The sequence below is a fragment of the Microvirga sp. 2MCAF38 genome, from assembly GCF_052115485.1.
Taxonomy (GTDB): domain Bacteria; phylum Pseudomonadota; class Alphaproteobacteria; order Rhizobiales; family Beijerinckiaceae; genus Microvirga.
On the sequence record NZ_JBFRGU010000001.1, the window covers coordinates 754,954 to 777,319 of the forward strand.

The 22,366-nt window shown below is 61.7% G+C and carries 14 protein-coding genes; 6 read left to right on the forward strand and 8 right to left on the reverse strand.

Annotated elements, in window-relative coordinates; all coding sequences use genetic code 11:
• Positions 1–114: 114 nt before the first annotated feature.
• From pbpC to AB4072_RS03605, 3 genes are all read right to left on the reverse strand, one after another.
• Entirely contained in the window at positions 115–2,223 is a 2,109-nt protein-coding gene (pbpC, locus tag AB4072_RS03595) for a penicillin-binding protein 1C (protein WP_441965527.1), read from the reverse strand.
• Positions 2,220–7,445 carry an alpha-2-macroglobulin family protein gene (locus AB4072_RS03600; protein WP_441965729.1) on the reverse strand — a complete coding sequence of 1,742 codons (5,226 nt, stop codon included), beginning with the start codon at positions 7,443–7,445 and terminating at the stop codon, positions 2,220–2,222. Before AB4072_RS03600 ends, pbpC begins: the two co-directional genes overlap by 4 nt.
• Positions 7,446–7,640: 195 nt before the next feature.
• Positions 7,641–9,404 carry a chloride channel protein gene (locus AB4072_RS03605; protein ID WP_441965528.1) on the reverse strand — a complete coding sequence of 588 codons (1,764 nt, stop codon included), beginning with the start codon at positions 9,402–9,404 and terminating at the stop codon, positions 7,641–7,643.
• Positions 9,405–9,597: 193 nt separating this feature from the next.
• Here AB4072_RS03605 and AB4072_RS03610 point away from each other — a divergent pair, with 193 nt between their 5' ends.
• The gene (locus AB4072_RS03610; protein WP_441965529.1) at positions 9,598–11,004 is read left to right on the forward strand and encodes a peptidoglycan-binding protein; all 1,407 of its coding nucleotides are present in this window, start codon (positions 9,598–9,600) and stop codon (positions 11,002–11,004) included.
• Positions 11,005–11,007: 3 nt separating this feature from the next.
• On the opposite strand, the gene AB4072_RS03615 is transcribed toward AB4072_RS03610, so the two are convergent.
• The 3 genes from AB4072_RS03615 to AB4072_RS03625 form a co-directional block, all read right to left on the reverse strand.
• Positions 11,008–12,819, reverse strand: a complete 1,812-nt coding sequence (locus tag AB4072_RS03615; protein WP_441965530.1) for an ABC transporter ATP-binding protein — start codon at positions 12,817–12,819, stop codon at positions 11,008–11,010.
• A 285-nt stretch (positions 12,820–13,104) separates the two neighbouring features.
• A complete protein-coding gene (locus AB4072_RS03620) occupies positions 13,105–13,653 on the reverse strand; it encodes an MOSC domain-containing protein (RefSeq protein WP_441965531.1) in 549 nt (182 codons plus the stop codon).
• Between the two features lie 137 nt (positions 13,654–13,790).
• Entirely contained in the window at positions 13,791–14,252 is a 462-nt protein-coding gene (locus tag AB4072_RS03625) for an NUDIX hydrolase (RefSeq protein WP_441965532.1), read from the reverse strand.
• A gap of 426 nt (positions 14,253–14,678) precedes the next feature.
• Between AB4072_RS03625 and AB4072_RS03630 the strand changes: the two genes are divergently transcribed.
• The 4 genes from AB4072_RS03630 (at position 14,679) to AB4072_RS03645 (ending at position 19,971) form a co-directional block, all read left to right on the forward strand.
• Positions 14,679–15,725, forward strand: coding sequence for an ABC transporter substrate-binding protein (locus tag AB4072_RS03630; RefSeq protein WP_441965533.1), 1,047 nt, complete (start codon positions 14,679–14,681; stop codon positions 15,723–15,725).
• Positions 15,726–15,859: 134 nt separating this feature from the next.
• Positions 15,860–18,049 (forward strand): ABC transporter permease, encoded by a 2,190-nt coding sequence (locus AB4072_RS03635; protein ID WP_441965534.1) that lies wholly within the window; start codon positions 15,860–15,862, stop codon positions 18,047–18,049.
• A 5-nt stretch (positions 18,050–18,054) separates the two neighbouring features.
• Entirely contained in the window at positions 18,055–19,158 is a 1,104-nt protein-coding gene (locus AB4072_RS03640) for an ABC transporter ATP-binding protein (protein ID WP_441965730.1), read from the forward strand.
• 153 nt (positions 19,159–19,311) lie between these two features.
• The gene (locus AB4072_RS03645) at positions 19,312–19,971 is read left to right on the forward strand and encodes an HAD family hydrolase (protein ID WP_441965535.1); all 660 of its coding nucleotides are present in this window, start codon (positions 19,312–19,314) and stop codon (positions 19,969–19,971) included.
• Between the two features lie 8 nt (positions 19,972–19,979).
• Here AB4072_RS03645 and AB4072_RS03650 read toward each other — a convergent pair whose 3' ends face one another.
• Positions 19,980–20,387: a winged helix-turn-helix transcriptional regulator gene (locus AB4072_RS03650; protein WP_441965536.1), complete on the reverse strand. Its 408-nt coding sequence runs from the start codon at positions 20,385–20,387 to the stop codon at positions 19,980–19,982.
• 102 nt (positions 20,388–20,489) lie between these two features.
• On the opposite strand from AB4072_RS03650, the gene AB4072_RS03655 reads away from it, so the two are divergent.
• Positions 20,490–21,089 carry an NADPH-dependent FMN reductase gene (locus AB4072_RS03655; RefSeq protein WP_441965537.1) on the forward strand — a complete coding sequence of 200 codons (600 nt, stop codon included), beginning with the start codon at positions 20,490–20,492 and terminating at the stop codon, positions 21,087–21,089.
• Between the two features lie 109 nt (positions 21,090–21,198).
• Here the strand turns inward: AB4072_RS03655 and AB4072_RS03660 are convergent, their stop codons facing one another.
• A complete protein-coding gene (locus AB4072_RS03660) occupies positions 21,199–22,362 on the reverse strand; it encodes an iron-containing alcohol dehydrogenase (protein ID WP_441965538.1) in 1,164 nt (387 codons plus the stop codon).
• Positions 22,363–22,366 lie beyond the last annotated feature (4 nt).

Here is a 22,366-nt window from a genome sequence, read left to right on the forward strand (position 1 = left end):
GACCCGATATGCACATGCATAGCTTTCGTTGCGACCGAATACTATCCCGACGACCTGGCGCAGATACCAGCGCCAACGGCACACTCTTGCAGATCGGGTTCGGCCCGATCAGGTCTATTCGACCCTTACGACGACACTGTCGGTCGCGCCTCGGGCGTCGATGACCGACAGCCTCAGGAAGCCAGCCCCCTCGGGTTGCCAGGCGGCCTCCCGGCGGAGGCTGGTGGTGACGACTGGGGCACCATCGACCATCCAGGTGAGCGGCGGCACGCCTCCGGAGGCCTTCAGTTGAAGATCGGCCTTCTCGTCGGAGGAGCGCCCAAGGCCGAGATCCACACGCGAGCCGTCCAGAGGAAAGGCGATCTTGAGAGGAGCTTGTATCGTCGATGCGATGGTTTTCGGAACGTCCTGACGGACGTGCCGGAGCGGCGGCGGGAGAGCGGCCGTCGAGGCCTGCAGCGCGAAAGGCGGGACCGCCAGGGGCTCCGGTTCCACGCCAAGGCGCCCGTAGGCATCGAAGAGGATCGGCGCCGCCACGAGCCGCCCGACAAGACCCGGCACCGCGCTGCCATCGGGGCGACCGACCCAGACGCCGATTGTGAAATGCTTGTCGTAGCCGATGGCCCAGGCATCCCGGTAGCCGTAGGACGTGCCGGTCTTGAAGGCGATGCGCCCGGCAAGAGCGTTCTCCGGCGGCGGGGCGCCGCGCAGGATGTCGAAGACATACCAGGCGGCAACCGGATCGGCGATCCGACGCTCGGGCGCGTCGGGCGTATTTTCGCCGACCCGCCGAATGAGAGAAGGCATGGCTCCTCCCCGCGCAAGACCCGCATAGAGCCGCGTGACATCGGTGAGCGAAATGCCGAGACCACCCAGACCGATGGCGAGACCCGGTGCAGCGTCCTTCGGCATAACAATTGTCGTCTCGGTTTCGCGCAGCCGCGCGAGAAGGCGCGCGGGGCCGATGCCGTTCAGAAGTTCGACCGCCGGCAGATTGAGCGACAGTTGCAGCGCCTTGCGGGCTGTGACGGTACCCTGAAACGCGAGATCGAAATTCTCCGGTTGGTACGCGCCATAGCGCGAGGGCCTGTCATCCACGAGCGTTTCGGGATGGGCGAGGCCGTTTTCGAAAGCAAGCGCATAAATGAAGGGTTTCAGCGCAGATCCTGGCGAACGCAACGCCTGCGCCATATCGATGGCGCCCGCACGCTCGCGGTTCATCGGATCGGGACTGCCCACATGCGCGCGCACTTCACCGGTGGCATTGTCGATGACGAGAATGGCCACCGAGATTTTGGGGCCGACCCGCTCCGCCCGCTCCCGCGCGAGACTTTCGAGGCTCGTCTGCAACCGCCCATCGATCGTGAGAGGCTGAATGGTTTGTGTGGGGCGCTGCGCCTCGGCCTGCTCGGCAGCGTGGGCGGCGAGCATCGGAAAGGCGTGGCGCGCTGCCGGCACGCGATCCGCTTTTGCCGCTTCCGCTTCGACGACAGTGATCACGCCACGTGCCTGGGCGCGATCGAGAACTCGGTCACGGGCTTTGCGTGCAGCCTCCATCGAACGGTCCGGTCGTCGCGTCTCGGGCGATTGCGGCAAGGCGACGAGGAGAGCCGCCTCGGCAAAAGTCAAACGCTTCGGCTCGCGACCGAAATAGGAAAGACTGGCCGCCCGCGCGCCTTCCAGATTGCCGCCGTAGGGAGCAAGCGTGAGATAAAGACGCAGGATCTCGTCTTTCGAAAAGCGGCGCTCCAACTGCACCGCACGCACCGCTTGCCGAAGCTTTGCCGAGAGCGTTCGCTCTTCGCGCGGTTCGAGCAGGCGCGCAACCTGCATGGTCAGTGTCGAACCGCCGGAGACAACCTGACGGTTTACGACAAGCTGCTTCGCAGCGCGTAACAAGGCCAGCGGGTCGATGCCGTAATGGTGATCGAAGCGCGCATCCTCATAGGCCTTGAGCATGGCAAGGTAGCGCGGATCTATGTCGCCTGTCTCAATGGGCAGACGCCAGCGTCCCTCACTTGTGACGAAGGGACGAAGCAGTTTTCCCGTACGATCAAGAACAACCGTGGAGCGACTCTCGGCAACGCTGAGATCAAGAGGTCCGAGCCCATCGACGAAGCGCCACAATGCAACGGTGGGAGCGAGAACGGCGCAAGCCAGAACCGCCGCGAGAATGCGGCGGTGCTTGCGGCGTCTCACGCTTCTGTCGCGCTCAGTCGTCACGGCCTTGCCGCCGTCACCTCGACCTCACCGTAAGCGGTGCGGCCGTAGCGCTCAGGCCGATACATGTCCTCGACTTGCGCCGGCGGATGCACGTAGCGCCCCGGCGAGACGGCGCGCACCATGTAGGCCACGGTGAAGAAAGCCGGTTGGCTTGGCTCGCGGTCGAAAGCGACAACGAAACGGTCGTCACGATATTCGGTATGTGCAGGTTCTACATCGCGCTTCAGCCAGGAGAGAGCCGCGACACTGTCGCTGTCCACAAGTCTCGGATTGTCGATTTCGAAACCGGCCGGAAGACGATCCACGAGAAGAACGCGCGCCTGTCGCGCTTCGGTTTCCGTAATCTTCAAAACAACCACCATGCGGTCGTTCTGCTTCGCGGAGGACGGTGGAACCTGCGTGCCGTCGAGCTTGTAATAATTTCTCTCTACGGAATAGCCGCGGGACAGAGCAGGCTCGGGCTCAATGGCATTACCGGTAACGGTGACAACAGCCTGCACCGGAGCTTGCCCGGTATTGGCGATCGTCACCGGTGCTCGCCCAAGAGCAGCATCGCGGTAGGAACGATAGAGTGCGCCCCTATGCGCCGTGCCGTCCACCGTCAACGCCATTCCATCGGCCTGTTTCGCCACGGCCTGCGCGGCGAGAACCATCCATGCTTCTTCCTGCGTACTCGTGCGACGCGTTCCACGCTCCGCATCGATGACGTGCGCGACCGGTTGAAGAACGGCAGGCACATTGTCCGTCTCGAAAGCAAGCGTGAGAAGCCCTGCGCCATCGCGCAAGCGCGATCCGTAATCGGCGCGGAAGTTTCCGGTATCGCGTTCGCTCGCCAGGCGCTCGACGGCGGAGGCGAAAGCCTTCTGCGCACGACCTCTGTCACCGAGCAACGCCAAAGCGGCTGCAATCTGGCCACGTGCCAACGGCGATTTGAACTCGCCGATCTTCGTGTCGGCGAGATAACGCAAATCGCCCATCACCGGCCGCCCGTTGCGCGCGAGTACATAGGCCGCATAGGCGAGGCTGTCCGCATTGTCCTCGATCTGTGTCGTATTCGCGATGAAGTTACGTAACCGATCGAGAGCGATGTTGAACGCGACCGGCGGCACGACGAAGCCCTTTTCACGAGCACGGGTGAGGAAGTCGGTCGTATAAGCATCGAGCCAGAGATCGTCCCCACCGACAGACCAAAGCCCGAACGAGCCGTTGGAAGACTGGCGCGCCAGAATGCGCTCGATTGCGCCACGCACCCGGTCATCGGCCTTATCGTCGAGGGAGAGGTTTTCCTCTTCCGCCAATCGATTGACATAGAGCAGCGGCAAAGCGCGGCTCACGGTTTGTTCCGTGCAGCCATAAGGATAGCGGTCGAGCGATTGCAACAGGCCCGGAACGTCGAGACCGGCGAGTGGCGAAATGGAGATGGAAACCGCACCCGTGCCGCCCAGAATGTCGCTGACGAGATCGCTCGACAGTGACAGGCTTGCGCCTGGATCGAGTGGGCGAACCGTGCGGCGCACAAGCGCACCCGTGCCCGGTTGAATGGCGACCCTGAAACTTTGCGCCACCTCCATATCAGGCCCGCGCAAAATCGCCTCGACCTGAGCGAGACCCGCGCCACCCGCCGTCACGGGAATGGCGATGCTGCCTTTCGCCTTCTGATCGAGCTTGATGGTGGAGCGCAGGGCGTCGGCCGCAACGAGGATGGGGCCGCGAATGTCGAGATCGACTGTGTAATTTCCAGCAGGCCCTTCCACATTGTCGAGTTGAACGAAGAACCGCGAACGATCGCCGACGGAGAGGAAGCGCGGCAGCGTTCCCGTCAACACCACCGGATCGCGGATGATCACGTCCGCAGAAGCATTGCCGACCCGATCCTTCGTCCACGCCACCGCCATCACGCGCGCGGTGCCGTTGAAGGCCGGAATCTCGAACTCGATATTGGCGCTCCCGTCGGCTTCGACCTTTACGACGCCAGAGTAACGCGCGAGCGGCTCCTGCGTCGGCGGAATGCCATCAAGAGGTTTCGGCTCCATATCGCCCCCGGAGCGGATTGCCCCGCGCGTACCCTGCATGCCGTCGATGAGATAGGCATAGAGATCGCGGATCTCGGACGAGAGCTGCTTTTGCCCGAAGAAGTAGTTCATCGGGTTCGGCGCCTCATAACGGGTCAGATTGAGAATGCCGACATCGACTGCCGCCACTGTAATGCGCGCTTCTTCACCAGCCTGCAATCCTGTGACCTTCACGGGCAGTTTCAACGTGCCGCGCGGCCTGATTTTTTCCGGAGCATTCAGATCGACTTCGAGCGAGCGCGCATCGTGGTCGATCTCGAACCATGCGGTGCCGAGCGAGCGGCCCGGCATGCGCTTTGCCGCTTGATCGAGCGGGCGATGCGCCAGCGCGACGAGATAGGCACCCGGTCCCCATTCGGCACGAACCGGTACACTCACTTCGGTTCCGGCTACAGCCACATCGACGACACGGATGTCATGAACCCTGTCGCTTACGACAGCTAACGTCGCCTTTCCTGCGAAGCGCGGATTGAGCCGCACCCGCATGGTATCACCCGCACGATAACTCGCCTTGTCGAGCGTCATGTCGAGAAGATCGGGCCGTGTCGCCGTGGCAAGGCCCGACCAGCCGACCGTGAAGGATACGCTCGTCTGCGCCGTATCGCTCAAGCCCGGCGCATTCACATCGAGCCGGTAGCTGCCCCATTCCACGGGCGCGGAAATGCGAGATGCGGCATCGGCCTTCACGTTGAGCGTGCCGTTGGCCACGCGCCGGGTACTCTTGATCGGCTCGTAGCTCCAGCGCCCGCCTGAATTGTACCATTGATAGCGCTGTTCGATCTTGACGAGGTTCCACGTCACCCCGCTTTTCGCGAGCCGCTTGCCGTCGGGGTCAGCGATCACCACGTCGAAAGTAGCGTTCGCGCCTTCGGCGAGATCTCCGCCGAAGGCTTTGCGAACACCGACAACTGCGCCCTTCGGCAGGATCGGCAATGTGACGCTGCGCTCGACCGCACGGCCACCTGCCTCAGAGACGCGCAACGTGATGCGCGCCGCCGTTGGGCGCGGCGCGGCAACATCCTGAATGGGGATCTGCAGGCTTGCGCGCCCTTGCGCGTCCGTCGTCGTGGCCCCCTCGATCTCGACGGATGATGCTTCGATGGACTCGTCGTCGAGACCGATGGCGAAACCGTCGAGCCCCTTAATGCCGCTATTGGCAGATTCCACGACAGCGACTTCGCCGGTCACATCGAGGCCGGAGCCCGGTGCTCCATAGAGATAGCGCGCGGAAAGATCGATGGGCGCAGGTTGCCCGGCCCGCAGCGCCTCGACCTTCGGGGTGAGATTCACCTCCAACCGCTCGGGCACATAATCCTCGACAAGAAAGCTCGCCTCGCCGACCGCGGCGCCCTTGGGATCGGTATAAGCGGAAATCCGCCATGTGCCGCGCATAGAACCGGGCAGGATCGGCAGCGAGAAAGCGCGCCCGCCAAGCCCCTGATCTTCGACCAGCGCCCGGCGATATTCGACACCATCGGGGCGACGGAACACCAGGGTGAGCGGCACGCCCGGGACGGCAACGCCCTTCGCGTCGCGCAGCAACGCGGTCAGCGCCACGGTCTCACCGGTTCGGTAGACTCCGCGTTCGGTGTAGAGGTAGGCATCCACCGCGCTCGTCATCTCGCGACCCTTGACGCCGCGGTCGGTGAGATCGAAGGCGGCGGAGCTCAAATCGAGGAAGCCGTAATCCGCATTACTCGTCGCGACCACAAGGCCGGGCGCCGAGCCGCCCTCCCCTCGTGCGAGGCCGGGATCAAAGATAGCGGCGCCGCTCTTGTCAGTTTTCTTCGTCGCAAGCACCTCGTTGTTGCGCGCCACAAGGCGGATCTCCACATCGGCAACCGGATCCGCGCTGGCAAGCGAGCGCACGAAAACCTGAACACCGCCGCGACCGGTAAACGCGGTGAGGCCGAGGTCCGATACGACGAACCATTGCGTGGCGACATTGTCGTAATCGGCTTCGTCGTCGCCGGCATCGACTGGCGGCCCGCTGTAGGGCCGCGCGGTCATGACGTAGACTCCGGGTTCGAGTTTTCCGGCCGCCTCCATGACAGGGAAAGCGGTGATCACATCGCGGTTCAGGTCGGACGCGGTGTCGAGCGTTCCGTTCCAGATCTTGAAGCCTTTCTCGGTCGCGATCTGGCGGGCCGAGTAACGCGAGAGTTGCGATAGAAATTCATCGGAGCGGATCGTCGGCAGAAGGCTGCGGTCGCCGATACGATAAACCTCAACATTCACTTTCACCGTGTTCACGGAGACGACCGGAATGCCCTCCTGCCCCGTGCTGGGCAGCACATAGTTGCGACCAGTAAAGCGCGCCTGCGGTGAGCGATCCCGCACGTAGATTTCGTAATCCGCGGCCTTGAGTAAAGTCTCTTCCACTGCCGACGGGAGGCCCTGACGCAGAACAATGGAATAGCGCTCGCTGTGCTTGAGCCCATCGACGCACAACTGCTGGCCCTCGGCCGAGACAGCGGTTCCGGAATTCGCCGAAACCGTGACATAGGGCGCGAAATCAACCTTGCCGGTCGCGAGGGGATCGGAAAACTGGAAGCACACTCGCGGCGTGGCAGCATCCGAATCCACTTTGAAACCGGTGATGCGGAAGCCGTGCTCCGCGCGCAGCGCTTCATAAGTATCGCGCACGCCGGCATCGTCCTTAAGCTTCAAACTCGCGGCATACGCACTGAGAGAAGGACGCCAGGACTCCTGAGCAGCATAAACCTGTCCGAGAAGCGCCAAGGCCGCCGCCTCATTGGCCGGATTAGCCGCCCGTTGATAGGCGGCATAGGCACCGGTGGTCATCATTTCTCGAAGCTTGTAGCGCTCGCTCCAGTCCTTAGGCTCGATCGCCAGCGCCGCCTTGACGAAGGCCGCCCAGGTTGCCCAATTGGTCGGATCCGCGCCGATGGCCGCCATGTAGGCGGAAGCCGCCTCACGCGGCTTGCCACGGGTCATGAGATTGGAACCGTCGGAGTAGAGCTGAACAGCGCTCTTGCCGCTGATGGCCCGGGCGTTATCCGTCTTGAAAGATTGCTCCAGGCGGATAACCTGGCCTGCGAGATCCTCACGCACAAAGCTCTTTTGTGCCTGTGCCTGCCCCGCCCAAGTCGCCGTAAGAAGCCCGACAGCAAACAGGACCACACGCATCGAATGATGGATCATCAGTCTCACTCCAGGCTGCAACGGCGATAGCCTTATGGCTTATCACTCCGCCGCCCTGGGACCAAGACGATGTGTCTCAATGATATGCAGACGCTGTTATTTTTCCGCGGCGGAGGCCTGTCTGAGGCTGGATCGTCATGAAGGGGCAGTCTTTGTTCGCGTCGGGCAATGTCCCAATCCCTATCGGATCGCGGCCTCGTCGGCAGGCTCCTCGCCCAACGCGCCACGATGGGCCTTGTCCAGTTCCTCGCTATAGCGGCGCAAAAGGTGGCTCTCCGTCAGAAGGCCGACGACCTTGCGGTTGAGACGGTTGTCGACCACGGCCAATTCTTCGCTCTGCGATTGGTCGAAGATACTCGCGGCGTGCTTCACGTTCATGGCCGGAAGCAGCATGTCGTCCTTGTGGCGCAGGATCGAGACGATGTTCGCCTTGGTATCGGCTTCAGGCGCATAGGCTTCGGGCACGAGAACGATACCGGCATAACGCTCGGATTCATCGACCGCCACAACCCGCTGGGATGAACCAAGGGGAAAGCGTTTGCGGAACTCGGCGAGGGAGAGAGAAACCGGCACGGACTTCACATCGCCGCGCATCATGCGCCCCACCGTCAATGTCCGCAGCCACCCCACATCCTGTGCACTGCGAATGGTTTCCCCGCGCACATGCAGACGCCACGTGGAGAAGGAATAGCCGAAGGTTTGGCGCACGACGATGGCGGCCATGATCGAGGCGGTGAGGACGATGCCGGTGATCGTGAGGTCGCCCGTCGTCTCAAGAGCGAGGAACGTGACGCTCAGCGGCCCGCCGACAATGCCAACGGCGAGTGACGCCATGCCCACGACCGCAGAGACGGTCGGGTCGACTGCAAGCGGCATGACCGGATTGGCCATGATGGAGAAGATTTTACCGAGCAGTACGCCCAGGAACAGGGAAGCAAAGAAGAGTCCGCCTCGAAACCCGGACCCGAGGGACAACGCCGCCGCAGCAACCTTTGCGCCAAACAGCAATGCCAAGGCCCAGATTGTCGAGCCGCCTTCGAGTTCCACATGCAGCGCACCGTGCCCTGCGGAGAGAACCTGCGGCATGACAAGCGCGATGCCGCCCACGCCGAGGCCACCGAGGACCGGGCGAAGGACAGACGGGCACCGCGTCGCAACGAAACCTTTTTCGACGAACGTGACGAGGCGCATGATGCCGACCGACACAATGCCCGCAACCAAGCCGAGGATCAGAAACGGAAAGTAATCGGCTGCCGACAGATTGGGGAACGGCGGCACTTCGATCATGTTCGGCACGGTGCCGAGAAGCCGCGTGACGAGCATCGCGGCAAGCGCAGAGGCCATGACCGGGGCGACGGTCGCGATAGAATAGACGCCGATGATCAACTCGAAGCCATAGAAAGCACCCGTCAGCGGTGCGTTGAAGGCCGAGGAAATTGCTCCCGCTGCGCCGCAGCCGACGAGCACGCGCACATCGGCGCGTCGCAGATTGAGAAGCCGCGCCAGACGGGAAGCCAGGCCTGAGCCCATCTGCGTGTAGCCGGCTTCCATGCCGACGGAAGCCCCGAAGCCATTCGAGAGAATCGTCTGCCCGGCGACGATGACGCTGTCGCTCAGCGAGAGACGCCCGCCATGGAGCGCGTTCGCCTCGATCGGGTCGACCAGATGGCTCGTGCGAAAGCGTGCGATGAGCCATGCGCTCAGCCCGACAAAAAGGCCTCCGACAGCAGGAATGAGAGCCTGTTCCGACGTGATCGCCTCGATAGCGCTCAGGCGGTCCGTCAGCGCCACGTCGTAGAGCAGGCTATGTAGCAACTGCGTGAGAAAGCCCATGGCGCTGACCGCGAGGCCCGACAACACGCCGACCAGAGCCGCGAGCACGACGAAAGCGGCCTCGCGCTGGCGGACAAGAATTTGCAGGCGGGGAAGGCGCAGCGCTCTCATCGCAGATGCAGACCAAAGATTGAGGGCAACAGAGCCGTGATGTGTCACGGGCCTGCCTCGGTGTCAAAGCGGATAGGGGATCCGCCGCAGCGGGCTTCGGTTGTGCCAGAAAAAGGATGAAAAGTCCTCCAGCCGAAAAATCCTAGCATCGCGGCGCGGAGTTTGGGAAACTGCGAAAGACCGGGAGGGTCTCATGAACGACTTCAGCAAGCGCGCGATTCCTTTGTCGCTTACGATTTTTTCAGCTGCTTTCGTTGCTGGCGCACCTGTTCAGACCAGGGCTCAAACCTCTCCCAATGCGGCCCCGCCATCCTTAAACGCGGCGGCGCTGGATGGGGCCCGCGCTGCGTTCGAGGCACTGCCTGAGCCCGACCGAAAGGCCATTCAGGAGGCCTTGATCTGGACGGGAGACTACAGCGGCACCGCGGATGGAACATTCGGACGGGGAACTTTCGACGCCATTACAGCCTATCAGCAAAGCGCCAAGCTGCCGTCGAACGGCACCTTGAACCTGGCAGCCCGTGCCGCGCTGCAATCGGTCGCGCAGCAGGCCCGCGCGGCGGCAGGTTTTTCGGTGCTCGACGACCCGAAAAGCGGCGTGAGGATCGGCGTGCCCTCGCAGCTTCTGCCGAAGCAGGACGCGAACCCGAACGGCGGGAGCCGCTGGCAAAGTACTGACGGGAAGATCACACTCGATACCCGTGTTGCGCCACCGGACACGACACTGCAATCGCTTTACGACCGCAACGTTGCCATTCAGACACCGGGCCGTGTCGTGACCTACAAAGTCATCAGGCCGGATTTTTACGTGATCGCGGGAGAAACGCCCACCGGCAAGTTCTACACGCGCTACGCCAGTGGACCCTCCGGCATTCGCGCCTTTTCAATCGGGTACGACAAATCTCTAGCGCCGCAAATAGACCGCCTTGTCGTCGCCATCGCGAATTCGTTCACGCCGTTCCCGACCTCTCCCATCACAACCGCCGCCCCCGTCATGTCTCCGGCCACGACATCGCCGCAGAAGAGCATTGCGACGAACAATAGCGGTCTCATCGGAACCGGCATCGCCATCGGCTCGCGGCAGGTGCTGACTTCCGCCGCCGTGGACACTTGCAAGAGCCTGCAAGCGGCAGGCCTCAAGCCGCAACAAGTTTCCGGTAAAGGCCCATGGGTGTTGACCTTCGCGGAAGATATCAAGGCCACACCCGCAAACGTTCTTGCCAGCCCCACAATGGAAGGCGCCTCCCTTCTCGTCGTCGCTTTCACCACCGATGGCGGCCAGGTTTCTCTGAATGCGGCGCCCGCAAGCGCTCTCGACGAAGCATCGATCAACGCGCCGCTTCAACCGGGCGCGAGCGGCGCACCTGTTCTCGATGCAACAGGTGGCCTCGTCGGATTGGTCGGCACGGTTTCCGGCGATGGGCGGAAGATCGCCGGCATCCTGCCCGCTGCGCGATACCCGCTCACACTACCCGCAAAGTTCGCCGACGCTGCGCCGAAGCTGACAGGTTTGAGAGCGGACCCGGCGACGCAAAAACGCGCCGCCGATCTCGTCGCAAGCATCAAGCCTTCGCTCGTTCCCATCCAGTGCCTGCCGTGACGATTACTCGCCGACCGTCACGGTCTCGTTCGCTCGCGCGAATTCGAGGCCCTGGTGATCGCAAAGCCGCCGATAGAGGCCACCCTTGCGATAGAGACTCGCATGGGTCCCCTCCTCCACGATGCGCCCGGTATCGAACACCAGGATGCGGTCAAGAGCACGCACGGTCGAGAGCCGGTGTGCGATGACGATGGAGGTGCGCCCTTCCATCAGGCGCTCCATCGCCTCCTGAATCAGAGTCTCGGACTCTGAATCGAGCGCCGACGTGGCCTCGTCGAGAATGAGCACCGGCGCATCCGCCAGGAACGCGCGAGCAATCGCCACGCGCTGCCGCTCGCCACCCGAGAGCTTCACGCCGCGCTCACCCACCAGGGTCGCGTAGCCCTTCGGTAGGCGCATGATGAAGTCATGCGCATTGGCGAGTTCGGCAGCGCGCTGGATCTCCGCCATCGACGCGCCGGGACGCGCATAGGCGATGTTCTCCGCAAGCGTGCGGTGAAAGAGAACCGGCTCCTGCTGCACGATAGCGATCTGCGCCCGCAGCGACGATTGCCGCGCCTCGGCGATGTTCTGCCCGTCGATCAAGATGCGTCCAGCGTTCACGTCGTAGAGGCGCTGGATGAGCTTGACGAGCGTCGTCTTGCCCGAGCCAGACGGCCCGACGAGCCCCACCCGCTCGCCCGCGCGGATCGTGAGGGACAGATCCTCGTATAGCGGCAGCGCGTGACCAGCATAGTGGAACTTTACGCGGTCGAACGCGATCAGTCCTTCCTCGATCCGGATGGATTTCGCGCCGGAACGATCCGCAACGCCGACCGGCTCGCGGTGAATTGAGACCAACTCCTCCATGTCGTTCACCGAACGGCGCAGATTGTTGATATGCATGCCCACGTCGCGCAGATAACCGTGAATGACGAAATAGGTCGTCAGCACGTAGGTGAGATCGCCCGGTGTCGCCTCGCCGTTCCACCAGAGCCACAATGCCGTGCCGATGATTGCGGCGCGGATTATGACGAGCGCGACAAGCTGAAGCGTGCCGCTATTGGTGCCGCGCCGCCAGAGACGCCGCGTGCGGCCTTGCCACTTGTTCAGCACATGCGCGAGGCGCTCGTCCTCCCGCGTCTCCGCACCGAAGGCCTTCACCACCGCGTTGCAGCCCATGGCATCTGCAAGCGTTCCGCCGACCTTGGTGTCCCACGCATTGGCGAGACGCGCGGCGGGTGCGACATAGAATGTCGAAACCAGCGCGGTCATGGTGATATAGCCGAGGCTCCCCAAAGCCACCACGAGCCCCATCACCGGCCAGTGCAGGCCGAGCAAGACCATCGAGCCGCCGAGGACGACGAGAGAGGGCAACAACGCCAGAAGGATCGTGTCGTGCAGAAGATCGAGCGCCCACATGCCGCGCGTGATCTTGCGCACGGTCGAACCGGCAAAGCTGTTCGCATGCCAGTCGGTGGAGAATCGTTGAACGCGCGCGAATGCATCATGGGCAACCTCGGCCATGACGCGCAGAGTGAGTTCGACGATGCCGAAGAACGCGATGTGCCGAAGCACCACCAACCCAAGGCCAAGCCCCGTCATCCCGACAAAGGCGAAGAGCGCTGTGTGGAGCGCGGCATCGCGATCCGAAGCACCCTTCGTAATGGCGTCGACGAGTTGTCCTGCGAAGAGCGGCATGAAGACATCGGCCAAGGTCGAAGCCATCATCGCGAGCACGATGAGAGCGACATATCCCGGATAGCCGCGCCAATGCCGGAACATGAATGTGAGCACGTCGCGGGTCGAATCCCCGCTCATTTTTTTGCGCGTCATAGCGTGAACAAGGTGCGTCGGGCGCACCTCTCCTGAAACTGGAAAACGGCGCAAAACGGCAGCAGAGGCTGCACGGCGACGTTCAAAATCGAAACTGGGAAAGCGTCTTGGAAACAGGCGGGGCCCGATGGCCTCCGCAATGGCTCAAACTAGCGTTTGAACACGAAAGGAGGCGCTGTGAGCAAGCGTCGAGATGTCATGCAATCCTCCCTACTAGAGTTAAAGTCGGAGGAAGGCATACCTAATTTCCGGCAACTTTGCAACCGCAAGCGCCCGACAAGAAAATCAAACTCGCTCAAGCCGCTCATATGGGTGCGCGGGAAGCGTCACATGAATCGGATCGCCAGGCTTCACCTCGCCGCCCGCCAGCACGATCCCCATCACGCCGGCCTTGCGGATCAGGTGGCCCTCTTCATCACGGTCCAGCACCGCTGCCCTCAGGCCTTTCCGGAACCGATCGAGCTGGGCGCATGGGTTCCGCAAGCCGGTGATTTCGATCTCCGCTTCGCCGCCGAAACGGAGCCGTGCACCTTTCGGTAAGCTTAGCAGATCAATGCCCCGCGTCGTGACGTTCTCACCCATCTCACCGGCTGCGACCGTGAAGCCCGCCTGCGCCAATTCGTCATGAAGCTCGGCGTGGATGAGATGCACCTGACGCAAGTTCGGCTGCGTCGGATCCTGCGCGACGCGCGAGCGATGCTTGACCGTTTCGCCTGAATGAGCGTCCCCTTCGACGCCGAGCCCGGCGATAAGACGAATGCTGTCTTCATTCGCCTTGCTGAAAGAATGCGTCGCGCTGCGGTTCACCGCAACGACGGACGGGGCTTTGGCCATTTCGCGCTCCCAGACGATCATGCAAACTCTGCATCGCGCTCGCTCGCCGTCGAGTCAACGACGCTCGCCCCTTTCCCGCTATAGGGATGGAGTACGCGCCTCACAAGCGCGTATGGTAAATGAGAATTTGAGACGTCTTAGGCCTCGACACTGACGGCCGGGGCGAGATGCAGCGGCAATCTGCGGATGAGTTCGGCGAGAGCGGGCTCCAACACATGGTGGGCCGCCTCCTCCACATCGAACCATTGCTGCTCGCGCTGGCCCTTCTCTCGCCACGTCTTAAGCTGCTTTGAGACCTCGAGCGGATAAACATCGACTCGACACAAATCGAAATGTTCGGTGCGGCGTTTCCAATATTCGTAATACCCGAGAGGCTTATGCTTGATCGCTCCTTTGACGCCCGCCTCCTCAGCCGCCTCCAGCGCGGCCGCCTTGTAGGGCTTCTTGCCCTTCATCGGCCACCCCTTCGGAATCAACCAGCGCTTCGTCTCACGGGACGTCACGAGCAGCACCTCTACCTTTCCGCCGGTCACGCGAAAGGGCAGCGCCGCCACCTGGGCGATTTCGGTCTTTGGGAGAGTCTTGAGAGCCTTGGGCATCCTGTCGGTCGGGAAATTTGTTGAGGGTTTCGGAAAGAGTCTGCCTGAAGCCGGCTAATCAAAGAATCAGATAATCCGCGCTTTGAGAACCTCCTGTTTTTCAAGGATGCATCGAACCCGGGTATTCTACTCGTGAAATATGAATGTATGACAACAACTTAAGCTCTCTGGAGATCTGAAACATGCCGGTGGACAGACTAAAAGGGAGCACGCTGCGGAAGGGCGAACCTGCGCCCCGCATTAAAACGAGGGGAAAATCAGGATTGGCAACGAGCCGTTCCCGGAGTTTAGATCCCCTCTCACCGTCCGCAGAATGTGTGATCTGCCCTAAAAGACACGTTTAAAAGGCTTGACCTGCTAGATCATTGCATAGAACTTAGCCGGCCAACAAGAATAACATTTCAATTCGTCATGGGAGGATCATTGATGAAACTTCGGAAGAATCTTGTCGCCGCGAGCATGTTCGCGGGCGTCGTCACGGCGCTCTCGTTCGCTTCGGCGGGAACGGCCAAGGCGCAGGGCGCGCTCGTTATGTATTGCGGCGTGCAGGAAGAATGGTGCCGCGGCATGGTCAACGCCTTCGAGCGCGAGACCGGCATCAAGGTCTCGATGACCCGCAAGAGCGCCGGCGAGGTTTACGCGCAGGTGAAGGCAGAAGCGGCCAATCCCCGTGCTGACATCTGGTGGGGCGGCACTGGCGACCCGCACATGCAGGCTGCCGAAGAGGGTCTGACGGTCGAATACAAGTCGCCGAAAATGGGCGAGTTGCAGGATTGGGCGGTGCGCCAGTGGGAACAGTCCAAAGGTAAGACCGTCGGCATCTATTCGGGAGCGCTGGGCTTCGGCTACAACACGGAACTCGTGAAGTCGAAGGGTGTTCCGGAACCCAAATGCTGGGCCGACCTTCTCACGACCAAACTGAAGGACGAAGTGCAGGTCGCTGATCCTAACTCGTCGGGCACGGCTTACACGCTGCTCGCCACCATCATTCAGTTGATGGGCGAGGAGAAGGGCTTCGATTACCTCAAGGCCGTTCACAAGAACATCAACCAATACACCAAGTCGGGCGCAGCTCCGGCGAAGGCCATGGCGCTCGGTGAGACCACTGTCGGCATCGCCTTCATGCACGACATCGTGACGATGGTCGTCGACAAGGCCCCGATCAAGGTCGTCGCTCCGTGCGAAGGCACCGGCTACGAGATCGGCTCCATGTCGCTCATCAAGGGCGCCAAGAACCTCGACAACGCGAAGAAGTTCTACGACTGGGCTCTGACGCCCGCAGCGCAGAAGATTGGTGCTGAAACCAAATCGTACCAGGTGCCGTCCAACAAGGCGACGCCGGTTCCGCCGGAAGCGCCGAAGCTCGCGGATATCAAGCTGATCAACTTCGACTTCGCGAAGTACGGCTCGTCCGACGAACGCAAGCGCTTGCTGTCCAAGTGGGACAACGAAGTGAAGAACCTGCCGAAGTAGGATCTTCTCTCTACGCCTATTTCCGGCGGGGCGTCCTTCGCTCCGCCGGTTCAATTTCCAACACAAGCCAAACACTGAGACGCTGCGTGCCCTCGAGCGGCAAGCCGTCGTTTCAGGTCTCTGTGAGTATGAATATGTCTCGGGCTACCCTTGGTTGGATCATCCTCGGCTGGATCGGCTATGCTCTTCTGCCCTGGTATGGTTTCGATAGCACGGCCACTCCGACACTCGCCGAATATTTCGTCGGCGGATCGGGCCTTGTGCTCGGCCTGAAGGGAGCCTGGTGGCTTCTGCCTATTCTCACCCCTCTTCTGATCGCCCTGCGTCCGTTGACCGGAGGCTCACGCCAGACGGATGCCGACTGGGTGATCGCGGCCGGCCTGCTGGGGTTGGCACTTATCATCCTCCAAGGGTTCACAATCGGCCTGAACGGCTGGACGTTTGAAGCTCTCAAAAACCTTTTCGGCGCTCCCGGACCGAAACAGGCCGGCATGGGCTACGGCGCGACGCTTACCGCGACCGCCTTCCTGCTCATCCTCTGCCACGGTGTCGCGGCCCGCGGCTGGTGCCGCGGCGATGCGTTCGTGACTTCGTCCATCGGCGTCATCATGGCGCTTATCGTCGTCTTCGTCTTCTTTCCGGTCTCGACCATTCTCGCGAGCGCTTTCGCCGATAACGCCGGCAACTTCGCGCCGCTCGAATTCTTCGCGAAATTCATCGATCGCTCGGTCTGGGGGCTCGATTGCCTCGCCAGCGATCTGCGTTGCGGCGTTGCGTGGAACACCCTTTTCCTCGGCCTTCTCGTCGCCTTCGGCACAACGCTTCTCGGTCTTGCCTTTGCTCTGATCGCAACGCGAACCGGTTTTCGCTTCAAGGGTGTCCTGCGTCTGATGAGCGTGTTGCCGATCATCACGCCGCCTTTTGTGATCGGCCTCGCTCTGATCCTGCTCTTCGGTCGCTCCGGCGCGATGTCGACGGTGATGTTCGAGTGGTTCGGCATTCCCCGCTCGCGCTGGATTTACGGTCTGCCTGGTGTGTTCATTGCACAATTACTGGCCTTTACCCCCATCGCCTTCCTCGTTCTCATCGGCGTGGTGCAAGGCATCAGCCCGACGCTTGAAGAAGCCTCCCAGACACTGCGCGCGAAAAGCTGGACCACCTTTGCCACTGTGACCTTGCCCTTGATGCGTCCTGGCCTCGCCAACGCCTTCCTGTTGGGCTTTGTGGAGAGCCTGGCGGATTTCGGAAACCCGCTGGTTCTCGGCGGCAATTACGAAGTGCTTTCGACCAAGATCTTCTTCGCGGTCGTCGGCGCCCAGCAAGATCAGGGTCGCGCAGCCGTCCTCTCGATCGTCCTACTCGCCTTCACGCTCGGCGCATTCTGGCTGCAGCATGCCTGGCTCGGGAAAAAGGTCTACACCACGGTCACGGGCAAGGGAGACGCGGGCATCTCGCTTCCCCTCCCGCGCCGCGTCGCAATCGCATCCTACGCGACCGCGATTCCGTGGGCCCTCTTCACCGTCGCAGTCTATGTGATCATCGTGATCGGCGGGTTCGTCCGTTCCATGGGCCGCGACTACACGCCGACGCTCGATCATTTCATCACCGCATTCCGCGTCGAACGAGCGGATTGGGGTTTCTATTTTTCCGGATCGGCGTGGAACTCGTTCTTCGCCACCGTGAAAGTCGCCGCCTTGTCGGCGCCGTTGACAGCCGTCATCGGCATTCTCACGGCCTATCTGCTGACCCGCCAGCGGTTCTCCGGCCAGCGCGCCTTCGAGTTCGGCACGTTGCTCAGCTTCGCGATTCCAGGCACCGTCGTCGGCGTCTCCTACATCCTCGCCTTCAACGTGCCGCCGATCGAGATCACCGGCACGGGCTTCGTCCTTGTGATGTGTTTTGTGTTCCGTAACATGCCGGTCGGCGTGCGTTCGGGCATCGCAACGCTGAGCCAGATTGACAAGAGCCTGGACGAAGCCTCTCTGACACTCGGCGCGCGTTCGGCGACGACCATGCGTCGTGTGGTATTGCCGCTGCTGCGCCCCGCCATCGTCGCATCGCTGGTCTATTCCTTCGTGCGCGCAATGACGGCCGTCAGCGCCGTGATCTTCCTCGTCACCGCCGAATACAACATGGCCACGACCTACATCGTCGGCCGCGTCGAAGCCGGCGAATTCGGCCTCGCCATCGCCTATTCCACCGTGCTCATTCTCGTCATGCTGGTCGCCATTCTCGGCATCCAGCTGGCCGTCGGCGAACGCCGCCTCGGCCGCCGCAGCGTAAGCACCAACACGAACCCCATCGCCGTTCAAGCAGCGCCATGAACCAGATGTCTTCCAACTCTCCCCTCCTCCGCTCCTCCCCCTCCAAAAAGCAGGCGGCCTCGGTCGAATTTCGCAACGTGACGAAACGCTACGGCGAAGTCACGGCGGTCGATTCCGTCGGCTTCACCATCGAGCCCGGAACGCTGGTGACGCTGCTCGGCCCCTCGGGCTGCGGCAAGACCACGACGCTCCGCATGATCGCCGGTTTAGAGATGGCAAGCGAAGGACAAATTCTTATCGGTGGACGCGATGTGACACGGCTTTCAGCCGCGGATCGCGACGTGAGCATGGTGTTCCAATCCTATGCGCTCTTCCCGCATATGTCGGTGCTGGAGAACGTCGCCTATGGCCCCAGTGTGCAAGGCGTGCCGAAGAAGCAGGCTGAGGCGATGGCCATCGAAAAGCTCGGTCTCGTCGGTCTCTCGGGGCTGGAGCGCCGCGCACCCTCCGAACTCTCCGGCGGACAGCAACAACGCGTCGCCGTCGCGCGTGCGCTCGTTCTGGAGCCGCAGGTTCTTCTGTTCGACGAACCCTTGTCGAACCTCGATGCCAAGCTGCGCCGCCGCGTCCGCGAGGACATTCGCGAATTGCAGCAGAGCCTCAACCTCACCGTTGCCTATGTGACGCACGATCAGGAAGAAGCGCTTGCCGTCTCCGACCGTATCATCGTCATGTCGAACGCACGCATCGCTCAAACGGGCACGCCACGCGAACTCTATGAAGAGCCGGCCGATCTGTTCGTCGCCGACTTCATCGGCGATGCAAACATCATCGAGGGCACGCTCGTCGAGCTTAAGGGTGCGCAAGCACAGGTGAAGATCGGCGCGTTGAGCCTCGATCTCCCCCATCGCGGCACGAAGCCCGGCGCCGTCAAGCTTGCTGTGCGCCCGGACGCTATTGTCCTCGACGAGGGAGCCTCGCAAGGCTCGAGTATCACCGGGCGCATCAAGAAGGCCTCCTATCTCGGCACGCAGGTGGAATACGACGTGGAGACCAGCATAGGCGATCTCTTCGTCGTTCAATATGGCCGCAAGGAACCTATTGAGCCGGGTACGTCGGTCGGTGTGACGTTCGAGAAGCAACGCGGCGTCGCCATCATTCCCCAATAAGGAACGCGCGGGCTCGCATAGCTGGGTTGAGCGGAATGCGGCGCATTCCGTTTGACCTCGCCGCTTCCTCAGTTTTCAAGTAAGTCCACGACAGTTTTCAAGTAAGTCCACGACCCACACTCAAAACGCTGGCGCTCCGGCGAGATGGCCTCAATGCTCAAAGCCCTGATCTTCGACATGGACGGAACCCTGGTGCACAGCGATCCGCTGCATTTACGCGCCTTTGTCGAAGTGTTGGGCCCCAAAGGGGTCGTGATCGATGACGAAGTCTATCGCTCCCGCATCATCGGCCGCACGAACGAAGTGATTTTCGGGGGCCTCCTGCCCGATCATTCCGTGGAAGAGCATCGCGATCTTGCCGATGAGAAAGAGGCCGCATTCCGCCGGATCTCGTCTGAACTTTCGCCGCTGGACGGTTTGCTCGGCCTTCTGGCTTGGGCGCAAAAGCGTGATTTGAAGATCGCGCTCGTGACGAACGCGCCCATTCTCAATGCCAAGCACATGCTTGAGGTTCTGGGATTGAGCGATGCCTTCTCCGTTATTGTGACGAGCCAGGACGTGGCGCGCGGCAAGCCTGATCCACTGCCCTATCTCACGGCTCTCGAACGGCTGAGCATCACGGCCGATGAAGCAATCGCCTTCGAGGATTCGCCTTCCGGCATGAAAGCGGCGAAAGGCGCGGGCATTTACTCCTTCGGCATTCTCACCGGCGTGCCCGCCGAGGAATTGAAGGCTGTCGGGGCTGATCGCACCATCGAGGACTTCTCCGCTCGTGCCCTTTGGGATGTTCTCGAAGAGCGAGTTGCCGCGTAAGCAGGACTTCAGGCCGCGTCAGAGCGTCCTTCGTCACGCTCGACGTCATTCGAGCCCGCATTGTCAAAGCGGCGTCGGGCTTCCAGAATCTCGTCCCGTTTTTCGATGGCCCAGGCTCCAAGCCCCCTCACAGCATTGAGCAGAGAGCAACCCAGCCCCGTGAGAGCGTAATCCACGCGAGGCGGAATCGTCGGATAGACCGTTCGCGTCACGAGGCCATCGCGCTCGAGACTGCGGAGCGTGAGCGTCAACATGCGCTGCGAGATGCCTTCGACATTACGCCGCAACTCGTTGAAGCGCCTGGGCCCATCGCCAAGTTGCACCACAACCTGAACGCTCCATTTATCGCCGACCCGCGACAGGATTTCCGTCACGGTTCGGCAATGGTTAGGCACATGCGTGTAACTGGGTGACAAGAAAGTGCCTCCTTGCGAGTAAGGCCAAAAGTTACCTAATGATCCTTGGTTACAAAGCAGAACTTAAATACAAGTTCGCTACAGTGCAACTCAGGAGACGCAATGTCGCTCAAGCTTCACACGATCATCGCCAGCACGCGCCCCGGACGCGTCGGTCCCAGCGTCGGCAAGTGGTTCAACGAATACGCCGGCGAGCACGGCAAGTTCGAACCGGTTCTCGTGGATCTTGCGGATTTCAACCTGCCGCTTTTCGACGAACCTGAGCATCCGATGCGGCAGAACTACAAGAACAGCCACACCAAGGCTTGGGCCGAAAGCGTGAAATCCGCAGATGCCTTTGTCTTCGTCACACCGGAATACAATTACGGCCCGCCTCCTTCCCTCTTGAACGCGCTGAACTACCTGTCGCTGGAATGGAATTATGCGCCTGCGGGCTTCGTGAGCTATGGCGGCATTTCGGGTGGCCTGCGGGCGGTTCAGGTTGAGAAGCAGATCGTGACGACCCTCAAGATGATGCCGATCCCCGAAGGCGTGCCCATGCCGATGGTCTTCCAGAACCTCGACGAGAACGGCAATCTCAACCCCATCGACATCTACAAGACGTCAGCGGCGACCATGCTCGACGAACTCTATAAGTGGGCCGAGGTCCTGAAGCCACTGCGGGCGCAGCGCAAGTCTCCCGCAACGAAAGCCGCTGCATAAAGCGCTGACGCGGATAGCGAAAGCAATCTCCCATCAGGCTACGAAATGAAAACGGCGTCCCCAAGTCCAGGGACGCCGTCGAGCGTTCGTAACAAATGCGTCGTGCGACTTACATCACACCCGCCAGCGCGTTCTCGAAGAGCTTGCGCGCGCTTTCCTTGTTGATCGGCACCGGGTTGCCGCCGGCGGTGGGATCGTTCGGAGCCATCTCCGACATTTCGTCGAAGCGGGCGCTATCCACCTTCAAGCCCTCAAGTGTGTGCGGCACGCCGAGATCCTTGCGCAGCTGCAACACCCAGTCGAGGAAGGCCTGGAAGGTCGGCTGCAGGCCGATATAGGCCGCAAGACGCTCGATCCTCTTCTCGATAGCAGCGCGATTAAAGACCAGCACGTAGGGCATGAAGACCGCGTTGGTGAGACCGTGATGGGTGTCGTAGAGCGCGCCGGTCGGGTGCGAGAGCGCGTGGATCGCACCCAGGCCCTTCTGGAACGCGGTAGCGCCCATGGCGGCGGCCGACATCATCTGCGCACGCGCTTCGATATCCTTACCGTCCTTGTAGGCGCGCGGCAGGTATTCTTTCACGAGGCGGATGCCTTCCACCGCGATGCCGTCCGCCATCGGGTGATAGCCCGGCGCGCAATAGGCTTCGATGCAGTGCGCGAGCGCGTCGAGGCCCGTGCCCGCCGTGATGTGGGGCGGCATGCCGACCGTGAGTTCCGGATCGCAGATCACGATCTTCGGCATCATCAATGGGTGGAAGATCACCTTCTTGGTGTGCGTCGCTTCCTGCGTGATGACGCCGGCGCGCCCGACTTCCGAGCCCGTGCCCGCCGTCGTCGGCACGGCGATGATCGGCGCGATGCCCTTGGGGTCCGCGCGCGTCCACCAATCGCCGATGTCTTCAAAGTCCCACATGGGACGCGTCTGGCCCTTCATGAAGGCGATGACCTTACCGGCATCGAGCGCCGAGCCGCCGCCGAAGGCGACAACGCCGTCGTGACCGCCCGCCTTCAGGGCTTCAAGGCCCTTATAGACATTGGTCTCGACCGGGTTCGGCTTGATGTCGGAGAAAATCGCAGCCTTGAGGCCAGCAGCCTTCAAGGCTTCCAGCGCATTCTTCGTCATCGGCTGGGTTGCGAGAAACGGATCGGTGACGATGAGCGGCGCATTCATGCCGACCGACTTGCAGGCTTCCGCGAGTTCCGAAATGCGGCCCGCGCCAAAGCGCACGGGGGTTGGATAGTTCCAGTTGGAGCGGGGAGAAACGGTCATAGCG